This window comes from Streptomyces sp. NPDC016309, from assembly GCF_043077235.1.
Taxonomy (GTDB): domain Bacteria; phylum Actinomycetota; class Actinomycetes; order Streptomycetales; family Streptomycetaceae; genus Streptomyces.
Window position 1 is genome coordinate 141297 of record NZ_JBIBSG010000007.1, and the last position, 19961, is coordinate 161257.

The following is a 19961-nucleotide window of genomic DNA, read 5'->3' on the forward strand; positions in this document are numbered from 1 at the left end:
GCCGTGGGAGTAATCGGTGGCCCTTCCTCCCCACCGCCCGGGGAGGAGGGGTCACTTGACCACCCGGTCCCGTTCACCCCGTCGGCCGATGCCCACCGGCCTGCCACCCCCAAGAGGTCTAAACCAATGGGCGGGAAGCTCTTGTCACCCGGGCATCTGGCTGATGAGCTATGGGCTGGGACACATCGGACGCCCCGGGAATGGGAGATGTCGTGAGCAATGAAAGCCTGGCCAACCTGCTGAAGGAGGAGCGGCGGTTCGCACCGCCCGCCGAGCTGGCCGCGAACGCCAACGTGACGGCGGCCGCGTACGAGCAGGCCACGGCGGACAGGCTCGGCTTCTGGGCCGAGCAGGCACGGCGCCTCAGCTGGGCCACCGAGCCGACCGAGACCCTCGACTGGTCGAACCCGCCCTTCGCCAAGTGGTTCGCCGACGGCCGGCTCAACGTGGCGTACAACTGCGTGGACCGGCACGTCGAGGCCGGGCACGGCGACCGGGTCGCCATCCACTTCGAGGGGGAGCCGGGCGACAGCCGCGCCCTCACCTACGCCGAGCTCAAGGACGAGGTCTCCCGGGCGGCCAACGCGCTGACCGAGCTGGGCGTCCGCAAGGGCGACCGCGTCGCGGTGTACCTGCCGATGATCCCCGAGGCGGCCATCGCCATGCTGGCCTGCGCCAGGATCGGCGCCGCGCACTCCGTCGTCTTCGGCGGCTTCTCGGCGGACGCGGTCGCCTCCCGCATCCAGGACGCCGACGCCAAGCTGGTGATCACGGCCGACGGCGGTTACCGGCGCGGCAAGCCGTCCGCGCTCAAGCCGGCCATCGACGAGGCCGTCGCCAAGTGTCCGCAGGTGGAGCACGTCCTGGTGGTGCGCCGCACCGGCCAGGACACCGCGTTCACCGAGGGCCGGGACGTGTGGTGGGACGACATCGTCGCCCGCCAGTCGGCCGAGCACACCCCCGAGGCGTTCGACGCGGAGCACCCGCTCTTCATCCTGTACACGTCCGGTACGACGGGTAAGCCCAAGGGCATCCTGCACACCTCCGGCGGCTACCTCACGCAGGTGGCGTACACGCACCACGCGGTCTTCGACCTCAAGCCGGAGACGGACGTCTACTGGTGCACCGCCGACATCGGCTGGGTGACGGGCCACTCGTACATCGTGTACGGGCCGCTGGCCAACGGTGCGACGCAGGTGATGTACGAGGGCACGCCCGACACCCCGCACCAGGGCCGGTTCTGGGAGATCGTGCAGAAGTACGGCGTCACGATCCTCTACACGGCGCCGACCGCGATCCGCACGTTCATGAAGTGGGGCGACGACATCCCCGCCAAGTTCGACCTGTCGAGCCTCCGGGTCCTCGGGTCGGTCGGTGAGCCGATCAACCCCGAGGCGTGGGTCTGGTACCGGGAGAACATCGGCGCCGGCCGGACGCCGATCGTGGACACCTGGTGGCAGACCGAGACGGGCGCGATGATGATCTCGCCTCTGCCGGGCGTCACCGAGACCAAGCCCGGTTCGGCGCAGCGGCCCCTGCCGGGCATCTCCGCCACCGTCGTCGACGACGAGGCGAACGAGGTGCCCGACGGAGGCGGCGGCTACCTGGTCCTCACCGAGCCGTGGCCCTCGATGCTGCGCACCATCTGGGGCGACGACCAGCGGTACATCGACACCTACTGGTCCCGTTTCGAGGGCCGGTACTTCGCGGGCGACGGCGCCAAGAAGGACGACGACGGCGACATCTGGCTGCTCGGGCGGGTGGACGACGTCATGCTGGTGTCGGGCCACAACATCTCCACCACGGAGGTGGAGTCGGCGCTGGTGTCGCACCCGAAGGTCGCCGAGGCGGCGGTCGTGGGCGCGGCCGACGAGACGACCGGTCAGGCCATCGTGGCGTTCGTGATCCTGCGCGGCACGGCCAGCGAGGACGACGCGCTCGTCGACGACCTCCGCAACCACGTGGGCGCGACGCTCGGCCCGATCGCCAAGCCCAAGCGCATCCTGCCGGTGGCCGAGCTGCCCAAGACGCGCTCCGGCAAGATCATGCGCCGTCTGCTGCGTGACGTGGCGGAGAACCGCCAGCTCGGTGACGTCACCACGCTCACGGACTCGTCCGTCATGGACCTGATCCAGTCGCAGCTGCCGACGGCCTCCAGTGAGGACTGAGCCGCGCCGGCCGCCGTCACGACCGGACGGCCGCCGGCAAGGCCCGCGCCACCCGCGAGGCCACAGCGAAGAGGGCACCCGGGGCCGACGCGCCGGGTGTCCCTTTCGCGCATAAGGTGACTCTCACCGGATGTCCCCTCGCTCAGCGGGGTAGGGTGAAGGACGCGTCACAAGAGGATGACCATACGTCCGATCGTGGACGGAGCCGCTGGCTCATGGGGTGCGCCGGGAAGTCTGGTCGGCAGGTGTTTCGTCATGCCCGCCGAACGACCGGAGGTCCGCCATCGTGGCCGCGCCCGATCCCAGCACCCCGCCGACACCCGGCAGCGAGCCGCCGGGGCACAACGGTACCGAAGCCTCCGGCGGCACGTCCGCGTCGACGTCCACGTCCGCGTCCGCATCGACGTCCACGTCCGCGGGCGGGCCCGGGGCGGGCACGGGGTCCGGCACCGCGGCCGGGGTGGCACGCACGTTCCTGGGCCGGCTGCCGCTGCCGGAGCGGACGTACATCGCGGACGCGTTGCGGGCGGAGACCGTGGGCGGTGTGCTGCTCCTGCTCGCCGCCGTCGCCGCCCTCGTCTGGGCGAACACCCCGCTCAGCGGCAGCTACGAGTCCGTGCGCGACTTCCACTTGGGCCCGGCCGCCCTCGGCCTCGACCTGTCCGTGCAGCACTGGGCGGCGGACGGCCTGCTGGCCGTGTTCTTCTTCGTCGCCGGCATCGAGCTGAAGCGCGAGCTGGTCGTCGGTGAGCTGCGCGACCCCAAGGCGGCCGCCCTCCCCGTGATCGCCGCGCTCTGCGGCATGATCGCCCCCGCCCTCGTGTACGCGCTGGTCAACCTCGCCGGCGGGGGCTCCATGGACGGCTGGGCCGTCCCGACGGCTACCGACATCGCCTTCGCGCTCGCCGTCCTCGCCGTGATCGGCACCTCGCTGCCGTCCGCGCTCCGCGCCTTCCTCCTCACCCTGGCCGTCGTCGACGACCTCTTCGCGATCCTGATCATCGCCGTCTTCTTCACCGACGACCTGAACTTCGCGGCGCTCGGCGGCGCCGTCGCGGGTCTGGCCCTCTTCCATCTGCTGCTGCGCTTCGGTGTGCGCGGCTGGTACGTGTACGTGCCGCTGGCGCTGGTCATCTGGGGGCTGATGTACAACAGCGGCATCCACGCCACCATCGCCGGTGTCGCCATGGGCCTGATGCTGCGCTGCAAGCGCCGCGAGGGCGAGGACCACTCCCCCGGCGAGCGCGTCGAACACCTCGTCCGGCCGCTGTCGGCCGGTCTCGCCGTTCCCCTGTTCGCGCTGTTCTCGGCGGGAGTGGTCCTCTCCGGCGGCGCACTGGCCGACGTCTTCGGCCGGCCCGAGACCCTCGGCGTGATGCTCGGCCTGGTGGCCGGCAAGACGATCGGCATCTTCGGCGGTACGTGGCTGGCGGCCCGCTGCACAAATGCGTCGCTCAATCGGGACCTCGCCTGGGCGGACCTGTTCGCCGTCGCCACGCTCGCGGGCATCGGCTTCACCGTCTCGCTGCTCATCGGCGAGCTGGCCTTCGCCGGGGACGCGGCCCTGACCGACGAGGTGAAGGCGGCCGTCCTGATGGGCTCGCTCATCGCCGCCGTACTCGCCACCGTCCTGCTGAAGCTGCGGGTGCGGAAGTACCAGGCGCTGTACGCGGAGGAGGAGCGCGACGAGGACATGGACGGCGTGCCGGACGTGTACGAGGAGCACGACCCGGCGTACCACCTGCGGATGGCGGAGATCCATGAGAGGAAGGCCGCCGAACACCGGCGACTCGCCGAGGCGGTCGCGGGCGGTGCGGATCCCGGGACGGGCGCCCGGCCCGCCACGGGAGGCTCCGGGGAGCCGGCCGGGGACACCGGGGGCACGGAAGTGGCGGGGGCGTCGCGCACGGACGGCGACCGTCCGGCATGATCTGAGGTCGGACCGTAGGAGAGAAGAGGGAGCGAGACGATGAGCTACCCCGCCGACAATGGTGGACCTGGTGCGGAGCGCAGTCTCGGCCAGCTGGTCGCCTCGGCGACCGCCGAGATGTCCGCGCTGGTGCACGACGAGATCGCGCTGGCCAAGGCCGAACTGCGACAGGACGTCAAGCGCGGCGCGATGGGCGGTGCGGCCTTCAGCGTCGCGGGTGTCTTCGCGCTCTTCTCGCTGCCCGTGCTGAGCTTCGCCGCCGCGTACGGCATCCACAACCTGGGACTGGGGCTCGCCTGGTCCTTCCTGATCGTCGGCGGCGTGTACCTGCTGCTGGCGGGGCTGCTGGCGCTGCTCGCGGTGTCCAAGTTCAAGAAGGTCAAGCCGCCGGAGCGGTCCATCGCCTCGGCCAAGCGGTCCGCCGCCGTGCTCGGCAACGCCAAGCCGCACCCGCGTGCGACCCCCGGCCGTCCGGTTCGTCCCGCCCTGACGGTCAAGGACGAGGCCGAGGTTGTGGCACGCTCGTCCGCATGACGGTCCCTGAGAGCACCACCGGCAGTCCCGTACGGATCGATGGTCCCTGGACGCATCGTGACGTGGCGGCCAACGGGGCGCGCTTCCACATCGCCGAGATGGGCGACGGTCCGCTGGTGTTGCTGCTGCACGGCTTCCCGCAGTTCTGGTGGACGTGGCGGCACCAGCTCCCCGCGCTCGCCGACGCGGGGTTCCGGGCGGTCGCGATGGACCTGCGGGGCGTGGGCGGCAGCGACCGTACGCCGCGGGGTTACGACCCGGCGAACCTGGCGCTCGACATCACCGGTGTGGTGCGGTCGCTCGGCGAGCCGGACGCCGCGCTGGTGGGCCACGACCTGGGCGGGTACCTGGCGTGGACGGCGGCGGTGATGCGCCCGAAGCTGGTGCGCCGGCTGGCCGTCTCGTCGATGCCGCACCCCCGCCGCTGGCGTTCGGCGATGCTGTCCGACTTCTCGCAGTCGCGTGCCGGGTCGTACGTCTGGGGCTTCCAGCGGCCGTGGCTGCCGGAGCGTCAGCTCGTCGCGGACGACGCGGCGTTGGTGGGGCGGCTGATCCGCGACTGGTCCGGCCCGGGCCAGGAGCCGAGTGAGGACGCGATCGACGCGTACCGGCGGGCGATGACCATCCCGTCGACGGCCCACTGCTCGATCGAGCCGTACCGCTGGATGGTGCGGTCGCTGGCGCGCCCGGACGGCATCCAGTTCAACCGCCGGATGAAGCGGCCCGTCCGGGTTCCCACGCTGCACCTGCACGGCTCGCTGGACCCGGCCATGCGGACGCGGAGCGCGGCGGGTTCGGGCGAGTACGTGGAAGCCCCGTACCGCTGGCGGCTGTTCGACGGCCTGGGGCACTTCCCCCATGAGGAGGACCCGGTGGCGTTCTCCACGGAGCTGGTCAACTGGCTGAAGGACCCCGAACCGGACCGGTAGTCACCGCCCGGGCACGGGGAGACGACCACACGCTCGTCCGACGAACGGGTTGTACGACGAACAGCCAATTGCCCGGCGCATAGGCCAATTGGCGGGCCCGGAGGCGGTTACCGACCATGGGGCCCGGGCAGACGTCGGGGTATGGGCTGGACGCACGACTACGCTGACTCAGCACGGAACCGCCGCGCGGCCTCTGCGCCGATTCCCCAGAGGAGCGGCCCCCCGGTCGCCCAGGGGGCGGACCTCCGACTCGGGATCCCCCGTATCCTCCGCCGCCGCGCCCGCTGGGTCTCCGCGCGTCTCCGCCACACCCGCGACTAGGACACGATCCAGCGGCGGGCCGAGCGCGACCAGGCGACGGGCCGAGCGCGACCAGGGGCGGGCCGGGCAGACCGGTCGCCGCCCCGGGAGCGGGCTCGGGTCAGAGGGCGCAGCCCTGGCTGTCGACCTGCTGGCCGGCGGTCCGGCCGAGCTCGATGTCCTGCTGGATCTCGTCGGCCGTCAGGGCGTAACCGGTGTTCGGGTCGTCCAGGCTCCTCGCGAAGATCACCCCGTACACCCTGCCGTCCGCGGTGAGGAGCGGGCCGCCGGAGTTGCCCTGGCGGACCGTGGCGTACAGCGAGTACACGTCACGGCGGACCTCGCCGCGGTGGTAGATGTCCGGTCCGTCGGCGTTGATCCGGCCGCGCACGCGCGCGGAGCGGACGTCGTAGGCGCCGTTCTCCGGGAAGCCCGCGACGATCGCGCTGTCACCGCTGCGCGCGTCCGCGTCCGCGAACCGGAGCGGCTTGGCCTCCAGGTCGGGTACGTCCAGTACGGCGATGTCGCGCTGCCAGTCGTACAGGACCACCTTGGCGTCGTACCGCCGGCCCTCGCCGCCTATCTGGACGGTCGGCTCGTCGACCCCGCCCACGACATGGGCGTTGGTCATCACGCGGCGCTCGGCGAAGACGAAGCCGGTGCCTTCGAGGACCTTGCCGCAACTCGGCGCCGTACCGACGACCTTGACGATGGAGCTCTTGGCGCGGGCGGCCACCGGGCTTCCGGCGAGCGCCGGGTCGGGGGCGCGGACCTCGGTGATCGGCTCGTTGGCGAACGGGCTGAAGACCTGGGGGAAGCCGTTCTGCGCCAGTACGGAGGTGAAGTCGGTGAACCACGTGGTGGCCTGGGTGGGCATCACGCGGGAGACGCCGAGCAGCACCTTGGAGTTGCGGACCTCCTTGCCCAGGGTGGGCAGGGTGGTCTGGGCCAGGAACGAGCCCAGCAGCCACGCCACGAGCAGCATCGCGACCACGTTGACGAGGGCGCCGCCGGTGGCGTCCAGCGCGCGCGCCGGCGACCAGGTGATGTGGCGGCGCAGCTTGTTGCCGAGGTGGGTGGTGAAGGCCTGCCCCACGGAGGCGCACACGATCACGATGACGACGGCGACGATGGCGGCGGTCGTCGACACCTTGGCGTTGTCCGTCAGCGGCCCCCAGACGAGGGGGAGGAGATAGACGGCGACGAGCCCGCCGCCGAGGAATCCGATCACCGACAGGATGCCGACGACGAAGCCTTGGCGGTACCCGACGATCGCGAACCACACGGCGGCGACCAGCAGCAGAATGTCCAGCACGTTCACCGTCATTAGCCTCGCAGATTCGTCTCCGGTCGCCCCAGTCGCCCCGTTCGGCCGCCGGAGCACAGCGTCAGCCTGTCATGAGCGCCAGTCGAGCGGGACCTGCTTCTCCCGGTCCCAGGGGCGCTCCCAGCCGGCGAAGTGGAGGATCCGGTCGATCACCCCGGCGGTGAAACCCCAGACCAGGGCCGATTCGACCAGGAATGCCGGACCTCGGTGGCCGCTGGGGTGGACGGTGGTGGCGCGGTTGGCCGGCTCCGTGAGATCCGCCACGGGAACGGTGAAGACCCGGGCCGTCTCGGCCGGGTCGACGGCCCGGAACGGGCTCGGGGCGCGCCACCAGCCGAGGACGGGCGTCACGACGAAGCCGCTGACCGGGATGTAGAGCCGGGGCAGCACGCCGAAGACCTGTACGCCGGCGGGGTCGAGGCCCGTCTCCTCCTCGGCCTCGCGCAGGGCGGCACGCAGCAGGCCGTCGGCCTCCGGGTCGCCGTCCTCGGGGTCCAGGGCGCCGCCCGGGAAGGACGGCTGCCCGGCGTGCGAGCGGAGGCTGCCGGCGCGCTCCATGAGCAGCAGCTCGGGGCCGTGGTCACCCTCCCCGAACAGGATGAGCACCGCGGACTGGCGGCCCCCGGTCTCGGGCGGCAGGAACCGGCTGAGCTGCTCCGGCGCGACGGTCCGGGCGGCCCGCGCGACCGGCTCCAGCCACTCGGGCAGCCCCTCCTCGCTCACGACGACCGGCGCCCCCGCGGCCGTGCCCCCGGCCGCCGCCCGGGGATGGGCGGGGGTGGTGGCGGTGGTGGGGCTGGGGGTGGTGGTGGAGCTGGGGGTGGTGGGGTGCGCGGGGAGCACCGGATCGGTGGAGGCCGGGGCGGAGGGCCGGGCGTGGGCGGCGGCGGGGTGCGCGGAGGCGACGGGTCGCGCCGGGACCGGGGCGGCGGCGGGAGCGGCGGATTCCGGTCCGGCGGCGGCATGCGGGGCGGGCGCGGCCCCGGACGCCGGCGCGGTGCCGTGGGTGCGGCGCGGGGCGGTGGGCTCGATGCCCGCCGGCGGGCCGGGCCGGGGACCGGCCGGCCGGGCCGGGCGGTCGCTCCCGCGGTCGTACGTGTCTTCCTCAGCGCGCGTCATAGGCACCCCCGGCTTCACCACGCGTTCCTGCCACTGGTTCGTTCCGTCACTCGTCACCGGTGCCCAGCGGCGCCGCCGGGCTGCCGGGGTAGTCCGGAGGCGGGGCGAGCCGCTGGCCCGGGTAGCCGCCCATCTCGTACTTGAGGAGCTTCCTGGCCTTCTCCGGGTCGGTCTCGCCCTCCCCGTACGCCGGGCACAGCGGCGCGATCGGGCAGGCACCGCAGGCCGGCTTGCGGGAGTGGCAGATGCGCCGGCCGTGGAACACCACCCGGTGGGACAGCATGGTCCACTCCGACTTGGGGAAGATCGCGCAGATCTCCGCCTCGACCTTCTCGGGGTCCTCCTGCTCGGTCCACTTCCACCGCCGGACCAGCCGGCCGAAGTGGGTGTCCACGGTGATGCCCGGCACACCGAAGGCGTTGCCCAGGACCACGTTCGCCGTCTTCCGGCCCACGCCCGGCAGCGTCACCAAGTCCTCCAGCCGGCCCGGGACCTGGCCGCCGAAGGTGTCCCGCAGGGCGGCGGACAGGCCCAGCAGCGACTTGGCCTTGGCGCGGAAGAAGCCGGTCGGCCGGATGATCTCCTCCAGCTCCTCCGGGGCCGCCGCCGCCATGTCCTCCGGCGTCGGGTACTTCGCGAACAGCGCGGGCGTCGTCTGGTTCACCCGGAGGTCGGTGGTCTGGGCCGACAGGACGGTCGCGACGAGCAGTTCGAAGGGGTTGCGGAAGTCGAGCTCGGGATGGGCGTACGGATAGACCTCGGCCAGCTCGCGGTTGATCTTGCGGGCGCGGCGCACCATCGCCAGGCGTGATTCCGGCTTCCAGGGCCGGACGGCCCTCTCGTCCTTCGCGGCCCTCTCACCGCCGGCGACCTTCGCCGTCTTGGCGGTCGTCGCGGCCTTGGCGGTCTTGGCGGTCTTGGCGGCTTTGGCCGTGTTGGCGGTCTTCGCCGTCTTGGCCACCTTCGTCACTTTGTCCGCTTTTGTCGCTTTCTTCGCCGCGGCCGGCACATGTTCGCCCACAGCGGAATTCTGTTCCCCGGACACTCTCCCGGCCCCCTTGGCCTGCGCTCTCACCGGCGAATTGGACACCCGGCCAGCCTAAGCTGCCCCAGGGACATGTGCCCCGGCCATGATGGATCAAGACCCAATCGGGCCCCTGCCGTACGGACACGCGTACCAGTGCGTCAAACTTGTTGTGATTGATCGCACTGTTTTACCGTCCGGCATCATGGGACCCACCGTCCCTGAGCAGGTCGACATAGGAGAGATTCGTGGACGACGTTCTGCGGCGCGCCCCGCTCTTCGCGGCGCTCGATGACGAGCAGGCCGCGGAGCTCCGCGCCTCGATGAGTGAAGTGACGCTCGCCCGTGGCGACGCGCTCTTCCACGAGGGCGATCCGGGCGACCGGCTCTACGTGGTCACCGAGGGCAAGGTGAAGCTCCACCGCACGTCCCCCGACGGACGCGAGAACATGCTCGCCGTCCTCGGTCCGGGCGAGCTGATCGGTGAGCTGTCCCTCTTCGACCCGGGGCCGCGCACCGCCACCGCCACCGCCCTCACCGAGGTCAAGCTGCTCGGCCTCGGCCACGGCGACCTCCAGCCCTGGCTGAACGCCCGCCCCGAGGTCGCCACGGCCCTGCTGCGCGCGGTCGCCCGCCGCCTCCGCAAGACCAACGACCAGATGTCCGACCTGGTCTTCTCCGACGTGCCGGGCCGGGTCGCCCGGGCGCTCCTGGACCTGTCGCGCCGCTTCGGCGTGCAGTCCGAGGAGGGCATCCACGTGGTGCACGACCTCACGCAGGAGGAGCTGGCGCAGCTCGTCGGCGCCTCCCGCGAGACGGTCAACAAGGCCCTCGCCGACTTCGCCGGCCGCGGCTGGCTGCGCCTGGAGGCGCGGGCCGTGATCCTGCTGGACGTCGAGCGGCTCGCCAAGCGCTCGCGCTAGTACGCGACGCCACGCGACGCGACGGACCACACGCGCCGAAGGGCCGCCCCGGACATCTCCGGGGCGGCCCTTCGCGCGTCGCGGTCCGTCAGTTCTTGGTGCCGTCCACGATCAGCGGGTTGCCGCTGCCGCCGCCGCACGGCACCGCGTACACCGGGTTCTTGGCGGCCGCCTCCTTGTAGGCGTCGATGCACTGGTTCAGCAGCACCTTGTCGCTGAGCGAGTTGTTGAGGATCTTGTTGGCGCGGGCGATGCCCTCCGCCTCGATCCGGCGCCGCTCGGCCTCCGCCTTCGCCGTACGCGCGGCCTCCGTCGCCCGTTCGGTCGCCTGCTGCTGCTGGATCTTCCGGTCGATCTGGTTCTGGAGCTGGTCCGACGGCTTGACGTTCCGGAGGTTCACGGTCGTCACGTCGATGCCGCGCGGGGCGAGGCGCTCCTTGATCAGGTCGGCGATCTCGGTGTTGATCTGCTCGCGGGCGGTGGCGTAGCCCTCCTCGCTCGTGTGGCGGGCGAAGACGTTACGGATGATCTCCCGGCTGTCGGGGAAGACCAGGCGCTGCTGGATGGCCTCCTCGCTGCCGGCCAGCTTGTACAGCTCGACCGCCTTGGCCGGGGTCACGGCCCACTTCACCGTGACCTCCACGTACATCACACCGCCCTGCGAGGAGCGGACCTCGACGACGTCCTTGTCGGACAGGTTGAGGTCGACCGGGCGGGTCGAGAAGGTCGTGACGTTGGTGAACGGCGAGGTGAAGTTCATGCCGGCCGTCATGGGCGTGCCGACCTTGCCGAAGGTGACGGGCACGCCGACCTCGTACGCGCTGATGACGTGCAGGCAGCTGGTGACGGCGGCGAACAGACCGGCGATCAGCGCGCCGGCCGAGCCGAGCTTGAGGCCGCGGCTGTCGTTGCCGCGGGCGACGAAGAACAGCACCACGGCGGCGATGAGCAACAGGATGGACAGGACGAACACGGCGGGATCCCCCCAGGGACGGAGCACAGAAGTAAGCGGAGCGTAAGGCATTGGCCTCCGGCCGGTCCTCCATGCCCGGGCAGCGTCCGGGCCCGGCCCCAACGGAAGGTCCCTGTCCCCGCACCTCCGGCCCCGCCGGGAGGTCCCTGTCCCCGCACCTCCGGCCCCGCCGAGCTCCCGGCCCCGGGCTCCCGCGCGGCCCCGCGTAGCCCGCACAGGCCCCGGTGGCCCCATGTACGCCTCGCCCCGGCGCGGGCCGCACACGGGGCCGCGACCCCGGCGCCGGTCCCTCAGATGAGGCCGTGCTCCGTCAGGTACTCCAACTGCGCCCGCACCGACAGCTCGGCCGCCGGCCACAGGGACCGGTCGACGTCCGCGTACACGTGCGCGACGACGTCCGCCGCCGTCCGGTACCCGTTCTCGACGGCGGTCTCCACCTGGGCGAGCCGCGTCGCGCGGTGGGCCAGGTAGTACTCGACCGCCCCCTGGGCGTCCTCCAGGACCGGCCCGTGGCCCGGGAGCACCGTGTGGACGCCATCGTCGACGGTCAGCGACCGCAGTCGCCGCAGGGAGTCCAGGTAGTCGCCGAGCCGCCCGTCGGGGTGCGCGACCATCGTCGTACCGCGCCCCAGGATGGTGTCGCCGGTCAGGACCGCGCGGTCGGCCGGCAGGTGGAAGCTCAGCGAGTCGGCGGTGTGCCCCGGCGTGGCGACGACCCGCAGCTCCAGGCCGCCGACCTCGACGGCCTTCCCCGCCGACAGTCCCTCGTCACCGAGCCGCAGCGCGGGGTCCAGGGCCCGCACGGCGGTCCCCGTCAGCTCGGCGAACCGCCCCGCGCCCTCGGCGTGGTCCGGGTGCCCGTGCGTGAGGAGCGTGAGCGCCACGCGCTTGCCGAGCTCTTCGGCGGTGTCGACGACCCGTCGCAGGTGGGCCTCGTCCAGCGGGCCCGGGTCGACCACGACGGCGAGCGGCGAGTCCGGTTCGGACAGGATCCAGGTGTTCGTGCCGTCCAGCGTCATCGCGGACGGGTTCGGCGCGAGGACGTTGACGGTCCGTTCCGTCGCGGGGCCGGAGACCACGGCTCCGCGCGGCTGGCCGGGGAGGGCGGCCGCGTCCGTCATGCGTCCCCACCCCCGGCGCCGACCCTCTTGGTGAACTCCTCGTGCCCCGGCCAGCTCAGCACCACCTGGTCGCCCTCCAGCCGTGCCTGGGCCAGCACGGGGGCGAGGTCCTGCTCCCGGGCCCCCGCCAGTGCCTCGGCGGGCGTCCCGTACCCCTCCAGGGTCCTCAGGGTGGCGATCGTCGGCGGCATCATCAGCAGCTCGCCCCGGTCGTACCCGGCCGCCGCGTCCGCCGGGCGGATCCAGACGGTGCGGTCGGCCTCCGTCGAGGCGTTGGACGCGCGCTGCCCGGCCGGCAGGGCGGCCACGAAGAACCAGGTGTCGTACCGGCGCGGCTCGAACTCCGGGGTGATCCACCGCGCCCAGGCGCCCAGCAGGTCGGAGCGGAGCACCAGGCCCCGCCGGTCCAGGAAGTCGGCGAACGCCAGCTCACGTGCCACCAGGGCCGCCCGGTCCGCCTCCCAGCCGTCGCCCGTGGTGTCGGCGACGACCGTGTCGGGCGCCGGGCCGGCCAGCAGGACGCCGGACTCCTCGTACGTCTCGCGCACCGCCGCGCACACGATCGCCTGGGCCTCGGCGGGCTCCCCGACCCCGAGCCGGGCCGCCCACTCGGCCGGCGACGGGCCGGCCCACCGGACCGGATGCTCGTCCCGGGGGTCGACGCCACCACCCGGGTAGGCGTACGCGCCGCCCGCGAAGGCCATCGACGTACGCCGGCGCAACATGTGCACCTCCGGCCCGTCGGCGCCCTCCCGCAACAGCAGCACGGTCGCCGCGCGTCTGGGGGTCACCGCCGTGAGGGTGCCGCCCGCGAGCGCGCGGATGCGGTCGGGCCACTCGGGGGGATACCACTGACCATTGGACATGGCCGGATGCTATGCGCATCCGTCGAGATGTTCGAGAGGGAGAAAGGTGGATACGGCGACGCCCCCGCGCCCACCCAGCGGGGACCGGCGACGCCCCCGCGCCCACCCAGCGGACCGGCGCGACCCCGCGGCCACCCGGGCGTGGAGACGCCAACGGCCCCGCACCCACCCGGGGCACGGGGCCGTGTACGACCGGTCCGCTCAGTCCTGGACCAGCTCCACCTGGATCTCGACCTCGACCGGCGCGTCCAGCGGCAGCACCGCGACGCCCACCGCGCTGCGCGCGTGCACGCCCTTGTCGCCGAGCACCTCGCCCAGCAGCTCGCTGGCGCCGTTGAGGACGGCCGGCTGCCCGGTGAAGTCCGACGCCGAGGCGACGAACCCGACGACCTTGACCACCCGCGCGATCCGGTCCAGGTCACCGGCGACCGACTTCACGGCGGCCAGCGCGTTCAGCGCGCAGATGCGCGCGAGCTTCTTGGCCTCCTCCGGGGTGACCTCGCCGCCCACCTTGCCGGTGACCGGAAGCTTGCCGTCCACCATCGGAAGCTGGCCCGCCGTGTACACGTACACGCCCGACCGGACCGCCGGCTGGTACGACGCCAGCGGCGGCACCACGTCGGGCAGGGTCAGGCCCAGCTCGGCGAGCGTCGCCTCCACGCGGCCCGTCACGGCTTCGGCCGCTTCAGGTAGGCCACGAGCTGCTCGGGGTTGTTCGGCCCGGGAACGACCTGGACGAGCTCCCACCCGTCCTCGCCCCAGGTGTCCAGAATCTGCTTGGTCGCGTGCACGAGAAGGGGCACGGTCGCGTATTCCCACTTGGTCATGGAGCCGACTGTAGCCGCTGCCCGGGACCTCCTCCCGCCCAGGCGCCCCGCCCCGCACCACCCGCACCCCCGGCCCCGAGTCCTCGGCGGCCTCCGCCCCGCACCCCCGCCCGGCCCGGCCCGGCACGGCCGGAACCTTCCCGCGGCCGCACCGCCACAGCACCGCGCCACCCGCCTCGTCACGTCCCGCGACAGCACCGCGCCACGCGCCTCGACCCGCCAATCCGACCCGGGGGCGTTCGGCGCAGGACCCGACTGGTTAGGCTCGAATGCGTGAGCAGGCTCCAGGTCGTCAGCGGCAAGGGCGGTACCGGTAAGACGACGGTCGCCGCCGCCCTCGCGCTCGCCCTCGCGACCGAGGGCAAGCGGACCCTCCTCGTGGAGGTCGAGGGCAGACAGGGCATCGCACAGCTCTTCGAGACGGAGGCACTGCCTTACGAGGAACGCAAGATCGCCGTCGCGCCGGGCGGGGGCGAGGTGTACGCGCTGGCCATCGACGCCGAACGCGCGCTCCTCGACTACCTCCAGATGTTCTACAAGCTCGGCTCGGCGGGCCGCGCGCTCAAGAAGCTGGGCGCCATCGACTTCGCCACCACCATCGCACCGGGCGTCCGGGACGTCCTGCTGACCGGCAAGGCGTGCGAGGCGGTACGCCGGCGGGAGAAACACGGGGGCTTCGTGTACGACCACGTCGTCATGGACGCCCCTCCCACCGGCCGCATCACCCGCTTCCTGAACGTCAACGACGAGGTGGCGGGCCTGGCGAAGATCGGCCCGATACACAATCAGGCCCAGGCCGTGATGCGGGTGCTGAAGTCCCCCGAGACGGCGGTCCACCTGGTGACCCTCCTGGAGGAGATGCCGGTCCAGGAGACCGCCGACGGCATCGCCGAGCTGCGGGAGGCCGACCTCCCGGTGGGTGGCGTGGTGGTCAACATGGTCCGCCCGCACGTCCTGGACGAGGACGCGGTGCGGGCCGCGGCGGGCGACCAGCGCCCGGGCATCACCAAGGCGCTCACCGCGGCGGGCGTGAGCGGCGCCGCCCGGCTGGTCGGCCCCCTGCTGGACCAGGCCTCCGAGCACGCCCGGCGGGTGGAGCTGGAGCGGGAGCAGCGGGAGGCGCTGGCGAAGCTCCAGGTGCCGACGTACGAACTGCCCTTCCTCGGGGAGGGCGCGGACATCGCCGGTCTCTACCGGCTGGCCAAGGAACTGAGGAAGCTCGGGGTGGGCGCATGACTCTCGACGGGGCTCCCGGCCTGGAGATCGATCCGCTGCTCGACGACCCGGCGACCCGCATCATCGTGTGCTGCGGCGCGGGTGGCGTCGGGAAGACCACGACGGCGGCCGCCCTCGGCGTACGGGCGGCCGAACGCGGCCGCAAGGTGGTCGTCCTGACCATCGACCCGGCCCGCCGGCTCGCCCAGTCGATGGGCATCGACCGGCTGGACAACGTGCCGCGCCGGGTGGACGGCATCAAGGGCGGCGGCGAACTGCACGCGATGATGCTGGACATGAAGCGCACCTTCGACGAGATCGTCGAGGGTCATGCCGAGCCGGCGCGGGCGGCGGCCATCCTCGCGAACCCCTTCTACCAGTCCCTGTCGGCCGGGTTCGCGGGCACGCAGGAGTACATGGCCATGGAGAAGCTGGGCCAGCTCCGGGCGCGCGAGGAGTGGGACCTGATCGTGGTGGACACGCCGCCGTCCCGGTCCGCGCTGGACTTCCTGGACGCGCCGAAGCGGCTGGGATCCTTCCTGGACGGCACGTTCATCAAGCTGCTGATGGCGCCGGCGAAGGTGGGCGGCCGGGCGGGCATGCGGTTCCTGAACGCCGGGATGTCGATGATGACCGGCACCCTGGGGAAGCTGCTGGGTGGTCAGCTCCTGCGGGACGTACAGACCTTCGTGGCCGCCATGGACACCATGTTCGGCGGTTTCCGTACGCGGGCGGACGCCACTTACCGGCTCCTCCAGGCACCGGGCACCGCGTTCCTCGTGGTCGCCGCGCCGGAGCGGGACGCGCTGCGGGAGGCGGCGTACTTCGTGGAACGGCTGGCGGCGGAGCGGATGCCGCTGGCGGGGCTGGTGCTCAACCGCGTGCACGGCAGCGGGGCGGCCCGGTTGTCCGCCGAGCGGGCACTGGCCGCGGCGGAAAATCTTGAAGAGGGCCGCATTGTGGATCAGGGGCCCGGGAAGACTGGTGTTCGTGGCCCCGACGGCACCTCTCCCGAGCCCGAGGCCCCCCGAACCACGGCAGCACGCCCCGACGCCCCCATCGCCACGGCTGCTGCCGACACCGATGTATCCGGTGCCCCGGTCGGCACCGACGGCGACACCACGACCGGCGCGGGCACCGGCCTGGTCGTCACGCCGCCCGCGGTCGCGGACGTGACCGCGGGTCTGTTGCGGCTGCACGCCGAGCGGATGCAGGTGCTCGCGCGGGAACGGCGCACGCGCGACCGGTTCGCCGCGCTCCACCCCGAGGTGGCGGTGACCGAAGTCCCCGCGCTCCCGGGCGACGTGCACGATCTGGCGGGCCTGCGGACCATCGGCGACCGACTCGCGGAAGGGCACCACTGAGGGACGGCCGACCCCGTTCGTGCCACGGATCCGTCCGGCGGCCTCACGACGTGCTCGCCATGTGCTCGCGACGTACTCGCGATGTGCCGGCGACGTGCTCGCGGTCCGCTCCGGTGTCCTCAGCCCACGGCCGCGTACGCCTCGTACGTCTCGTCGTCGTCCAGCGCGACGGGCAGGATGCCCGCGCTGCGCTCGTACTCCGTGCGCGCGGTCTCCAGCAGCCGGCGCCAGGACGTGACGGTCGGCCGCCGCCGCAGCAGAGCACGGCGCTCTCGTTCCGTCATCCCGCCCCACACGCCGAACTCGACGCGGTTGTCCAGCGCGTCCGCCAGGCACTCGGTCCGCACCGGGCACCCGGTGCACACCGCCTTGGCCCTGTTCTGCGCCGCTCCTTGTACGAACAGTTCGTCCGGATCGGTAGTGCGGCAGGCGGCCTGCGCACTCCAGTCAGCTACCCAGCCCATACCGGCGCCGTCCTCTCCCGAATCGAGGCTCCCCCACGGCGGCAGCGGCATATTCACCGCCACCAGTTGAGGACGTTACGGAAGGTGGGCACAGCGCAACACCCCCTTCGGGCCCAATCTTGAATGGTCCGAACGGACTATGCGTACGCGGCAGATCACCCAGGGGAGTGAGCGCAGGACATACGTGAGAAAGGACGCGAGTGCGGGCGTTCCGGGTGAGCCGCGCGGGGCGCGGGGTGACACATGAGGGACGTACGAGGGGGAAACGGACAGGAACCGTCGCGGTTCGGGAACGCGAGGGCACGAGCGGGGGGTGTACGCGGGTGGTCAGGCCGGGTAGCAACTGCTGTGACAGTTGTGAACAGCTTAGGCCAAGGCCTGTACGCCTGTCCGGAAAACGCGCAAGGAGGCCCCGTGGGGGCAGCCGGCCTCGGTACGCGGCGGGCCGATGTCACAACCTGGTACGCGAACATCCCGTTACCCACCCGCTCCCGCGGAACGCCATGGCCGACGGATTAGGCTGACTCCATGCCAAAGAAGCGCTCGGGCGGTGGTCTGACCGGGACCCAGCAGGCCGCCAAGTTCGTCGGTGTCAGCGTGCTCGCCGGAGCCGTACTGGCGGGCATCGCCCTGCCCGCCGCGGGAGCGCTCGGGCTCGCGGCGAAGGGCACGGTCCAGGGGTTCGACGAGATCCCCGCCAACCTCAAGCGGCCGCCGCTGAGCCAGCGCACCACGATCCTGGACTCACGGGGCGGCCAGATCGCCACGGTCTACTCCCGTGACCGCACGGTGGTGGACCTCAAGGACATCTCCCCGTACATGCAGAAGGCGATCGTCGCCATCGAGGACTCGCGCTTCTACGAGCACGGAGCCGTCGACCTCAAGGGCGTACTGCGCGCACTCAACCGCAACGCCCAGTCCGGCGGGGTCGCCCAGGGCGCGTCGACGCTGACCCAGCAGTACGTGAAGAACGTCTTCGTGGAGGAGGCCGGCGACGACCCGGACAAGGTCGCGGAGGCCACCCAGCAGACCCTCGGCCGCAAGATCCAGGAGCTGAAGTACGCGATCCAGGTCGAGGAGGAGCTCGGGAAGAAGAAGATCCTCGAGAACTACCTCAACATCACGTTCTTCGGGCAGCAGGCGTACGGCATCGAGGCCGCGGCCCAGCGGTACTTCTCCAAGCGCGCCAAGAGCCTCACGCTGGAGGAGTCGGCGATGCTGGCCGGCATCGTCCAGTCGCCGAGCCGCTACGACCCGGTCAACGACGTCCAGGAGGCGACCAAGCGCCGCAACGTCGTGCTGACGCGCATGGCGGCCGTCGGTGACATCAGCGAGGCGGAGGCGCAGCGCGCGAAGGCGACCCCGATCACGCTGAAGGTGAGCAAGCCGAAGAACGGCTGCATCACCGCCGTCGACGGCGCCGGCTTCTTCTGCGACTACGTCCGCGAGGTCTTCCTCTCGGATCCGGTCTTCGGCAAGAACCGCGAGGAGCGCAGCAAGGTCTGGAACCGCGGCGGTCTGACGATCAAGACCACGCTCGACCCGCAGGCGCAGAAGTCGGCGCAGGAGTCGATCAAGGACCACGTCTACCAGACCGACAAGGTCGCCACCGCGGTCACGATGGTCCAGCCCGGCACCGGCAAGATCATGGCCATGGGGCAGTCCCGGCCGTACGGCTTCGGGAAGAACGAGACCCAGATCAACTACTCGGTCAACAAGGGCATGGGCGGCTCGAACTACGGCTTCCCGACCGGTTCGACGTTCAAGCCGTTCGTGGCGGCCGCCGCCCTGGAGCAGGGCAAGCCGCCGACGCAGATGTACCCGTCGCCGTACGAGATGCCCTACCCCTCCTCCGTCTCTACGTGCAGCGGCAGCCCCTGGAGGAACCAGGGCGACACCGTGGAGAACGAGAACGAGTCGGAGGTCGGTCCGTACGCGCTGAAGGACGCGATGGCCAAGTCGGTCAACACGTACTTCGTGCAGATGATCGGCGAGATCGGCATGTGCCCGGTCGTGGAGATGACCGACAAGCTGAACGTGGTCATGGGCAACGACGAGAAGCTGCCCGAGAAGCCCTCCAGCCTCACCCTCGGCTCCGACGGCATCTCGCCGCTGAACATGGCGGCCGCGTACGCCGCCTTCGCCAACCGCGGCACGTACTGCACGCCCACCGCCATCGAGTCGATCAGGACGGCGGACGGCAAGAGCCTGAAGGTGCCGAAGTCCGAGTGCGCCAAGGCCATGTCGGAGCGGACCGCCGACACCATCAACAGCCTGCTGCGCGGTGTGATCGACTCGGGTACGGGCCAGGAGGCCGGTCTCAGCAGCCGTGACAACGCGGGCAAGACCGGTACGACGGACGCCCGCAAGAACGCCTGGTTCGTCGGCTACACCCCGAACCTCTCCGGCGCGGTGTGGGTCGGCGACCCGAGCCAGGACGTGCAGATGGAGTACATCACCATCGGCGGCCGGTACCACGACAAGGTCTTCGGCGGAAAGGTGCCGGGGCCGATCTGGAAGGACGCCATGACCGGCGCGCTGGACGGCCGCGAGGCGCCGGACTTCGTCCGCGTTACGATCCCCGACGCCCCGAAGGACGGCAAGGGGAAGGGCAAGCCCTCCGGCGACGACAAGCCGGGCGACGGTGACGGCGGCGACGACGGCAAGCCGGGCGACGACGACCCCTGGGGCGGCATCACCATCCCGCCGGACCTGATCGGCGGCAACCACCGCGGCGGCCAGGGCAACGGCGGCGGCTGGCGCTGACGCGCCACGCGACGAAGGGGCGCCCCGTCCGGATCACGGACGGGGCGCCCCTTCGTCGTACACCGGATGAGGCGGGCGCATGGTCCGCTTCCGGCCGGGACGCCGCCACCG

At 71.9% G+C, this 19961-nt stretch carries 18 protein-coding genes; 9 read left to right on the forward strand and 9 right to left on the reverse strand.

Annotated elements, in window-relative coordinates:
- Positions 1-212: 212 nt before the first annotated feature.
- From acs to ACF068_RS19240, 5 genes are all read left to right on the forward strand, one after another.
- Positions 213-2168 (forward strand): acetate--CoA ligase, encoded by a 1956-nt coding sequence (acs, locus tag ACF068_RS19220; RefSeq protein WP_392275442.1) that lies wholly within the window; start codon positions 213-215, stop codon positions 2166-2168.
- A gap of 460 nt (positions 2169-2628) precedes the next feature.
- Positions 2629-4098, forward strand: a complete 1470-nt coding sequence (gene nhaA, locus ACF068_RS19225; protein ID WP_392275443.1) for a Na+/H+ antiporter NhaA — start codon at positions 2629-2631, stop codon at positions 4096-4098.
- A 39-nt stretch (positions 4099-4137) separates the two neighbouring features.
- Positions 4138-4632, forward strand: a complete 495-nt coding sequence (locus tag ACF068_RS19230) for a phage holin family protein (RefSeq protein WP_392275444.1) — start codon at positions 4138-4140, stop codon at positions 4630-4632.
- The gene (locus ACF068_RS19235) at positions 4629-5561 is read left to right on the forward strand and encodes an alpha/beta fold hydrolase (RefSeq protein WP_392275445.1); all 933 of its coding nucleotides are present in this window, start codon (positions 4629-4631) and stop codon (positions 5559-5561) included. Before ACF068_RS19230 ends, ACF068_RS19235 begins: the two co-directional genes overlap by 4 nt.
- Before the next feature lie 141 nt (positions 5562-5702).
- Complete coding sequence (locus ACF068_RS19240; protein WP_392275446.1) at positions 5703-5882, forward strand: hypothetical protein; 180 nt, start codon at positions 5703-5705, stop codon at positions 5880-5882.
- A 100-nt stretch (positions 5883-5982) separates the two neighbouring features.
- On the opposite strand, the gene ACF068_RS19245 is transcribed toward ACF068_RS19240, so the two are convergent.
- From ACF068_RS19245 to nth, 3 genes are all read right to left on the reverse strand, one after another.
- Positions 5983-7182, reverse strand: a complete 1200-nt coding sequence (locus tag ACF068_RS19245) for a MarP family serine protease (RefSeq protein ID WP_392275447.1) — start codon at positions 7180-7182, stop codon at positions 5983-5985.
- Between the two features lie 75 nt (positions 7183-7257).
- On the reverse strand, positions 7258-7911 hold the full coding sequence (locus tag ACF068_RS19250) for an NUDIX hydrolase (RefSeq protein WP_392275697.1): 654 nt from the start codon (positions 7909-7911) through the stop codon (positions 7258-7260).
- 442 nt (positions 7912-8353) lie between these two features.
- The gene (gene nth / locus ACF068_RS19255) at positions 8354-9268 is read right to left on the reverse strand and encodes an endonuclease III (RefSeq protein ID WP_392275448.1); all 915 of its coding nucleotides are present in this window, start codon (positions 9266-9268) and stop codon (positions 8354-8356) included.
- A gap of 311 nt (positions 9269-9579) precedes the next feature.
- Between nth and ACF068_RS19260 the strand changes: the two genes are divergently transcribed.
- Complete coding sequence (locus tag ACF068_RS19260; RefSeq protein ID WP_014046869.1) at positions 9580-10254, forward strand: Crp/Fnr family transcriptional regulator; 675 nt, start codon at positions 9580-9582, stop codon at positions 10252-10254.
- Positions 10255-10342: 88 nt separating this feature from the next.
- Here the strand turns inward: ACF068_RS19260 and ACF068_RS19265 are convergent, their stop codons facing one another.
- From ACF068_RS19265 to ACF068_RS19285, 5 genes are all read right to left on the reverse strand, one after another.
- On the reverse strand, positions 10343-11227 hold the full coding sequence (locus tag ACF068_RS19265) for a prohibitin family protein (protein ID WP_392275449.1): 885 nt from the start codon (positions 11225-11227) through the stop codon (positions 10343-10345).
- Positions 11228-11517: 290 nt separating this feature from the next.
- Entirely contained in the window at positions 11518-12348 is an 831-nt protein-coding gene (locus ACF068_RS19270) for an MBL fold metallo-hydrolase (RefSeq protein ID WP_392275450.1), read from the reverse strand.
- Positions 12345-13214: an NUDIX hydrolase gene (locus ACF068_RS19275; RefSeq protein ID WP_392275451.1), complete on the reverse strand. Its 870-nt coding sequence runs from the start codon at positions 13212-13214 to the stop codon at positions 12345-12347. The genes ACF068_RS19270 and ACF068_RS19275 overlap by 4 nt, the downstream gene beginning before the upstream one ends.
- Before the next feature lie 201 nt (positions 13215-13415).
- Positions 13416-13886, reverse strand: a complete 471-nt coding sequence (locus ACF068_RS19280; RefSeq protein WP_064067273.1) for a RidA family protein — start codon at positions 13884-13886, stop codon at positions 13416-13418.
- Positions 13883-14041, reverse strand: a complete 159-nt coding sequence (locus ACF068_RS19285) for a DUF4177 domain-containing protein (RefSeq protein ID WP_086785308.1) — start codon at positions 14039-14041, stop codon at positions 13883-13885. The genes ACF068_RS19280 and ACF068_RS19285 overlap by 4 nt, the downstream gene beginning before the upstream one ends.
- A 273-nt stretch (positions 14042-14314) precedes the next feature.
- Between ACF068_RS19285 and ACF068_RS19290 the strand changes: the two genes are divergently transcribed.
- Both ACF068_RS19290 and ACF068_RS19295 read left to right on the forward strand, forming a co-directional pair.
- Positions 14315-15277: an ArsA family ATPase gene (locus ACF068_RS19290; RefSeq protein WP_392275452.1), complete on the forward strand. Its 963-nt coding sequence runs from the start codon at positions 14315-14317 to the stop codon at positions 15275-15277.
- Positions 15274-16620, forward strand: coding sequence for an ArsA family ATPase (locus tag ACF068_RS19295; protein WP_392275453.1), 1347 nt, complete (start codon positions 15274-15276; stop codon positions 16618-16620). The genes ACF068_RS19290 and ACF068_RS19295 overlap by 4 nt, the downstream gene beginning before the upstream one ends.
- 119 nt (positions 16621-16739) lie before the next feature.
- Here the strand turns inward: ACF068_RS19295 and ACF068_RS19300 are convergent, their stop codons facing one another.
- Positions 16740-17084, reverse strand: a complete 345-nt coding sequence (locus ACF068_RS19300; protein ID WP_392275454.1) for a WhiB family transcriptional regulator — start codon at positions 17082-17084, stop codon at positions 16740-16742.
- 528 nt (positions 17085-17612) lie between these two features.
- Here ACF068_RS19300 and ACF068_RS19305 point away from each other — a divergent pair.
- Positions 17613-19850, forward strand: coding sequence for a transglycosylase domain-containing protein (locus ACF068_RS19305; protein ID WP_392275455.1), 2238 nt, complete (start codon positions 17613-17615; stop codon positions 19848-19850).
- The last annotated feature ends 111 nt before the right edge of the window (positions 19851-19961 follow it).

Coding starts and splice junctions, on each gene's coding strand:
- ACF068_RS19230 (WP_392275444.1), top strand. CDS start 4,138: ATGAGCTACCCCGCCGACAATGGTGGACCTGGTGCGGAGCGCAGTCTC.
- ACF068_RS19235 (WP_392275445.1), top strand. CDS start 4,629: ATGACGGTCCCTGAGAGCACCACCGGCAGTCCCGTACGGATCGATGGT.
- ACF068_RS19240 (WP_392275446.1), top strand. CDS start 5,703: ATGGGCTGGACGCACGACTACGCTGACTCAGCACGGAACCGCCGCGCG.
- ACF068_RS19270 (WP_392275450.1), bottom strand. CDS start 12,348: ATGACGGACGCGGCCGCCCTCCCCGGCCAGCCGCGCGGAGCCGTGGTC.
- ACF068_RS19275 (WP_392275451.1), bottom strand. CDS start 13,214: ATGTCCAATGGTCAGTGGTATCCCCCCGAGTGGCCCGACCGCATCCGC.
- ACF068_RS19285 (WP_086785308.1), bottom strand. CDS start 14,041: ATGACCAAGTGGGAATACGCGACCGTGCCCCTTCTCGTGCACGCGACC.
- ACF068_RS19295 (WP_392275453.1), top strand. CDS start 15,274: ATGACTCTCGACGGGGCTCCCGGCCTGGAGATCGATCCGCTGCTCGAC.
- ACF068_RS19300 (WP_392275454.1), bottom strand. CDS start 17,084: ATGGGCTGGGTAGCTGACTGGAGTGCGCAGGCCGCCTGCCGCACTACC.
- ACF068_RS19305 (WP_392275455.1), top strand. CDS start 17,613: ATGCCAAAGAAGCGCTCGGGCGGTGGTCTGACCGGGACCCAGCAGGCC.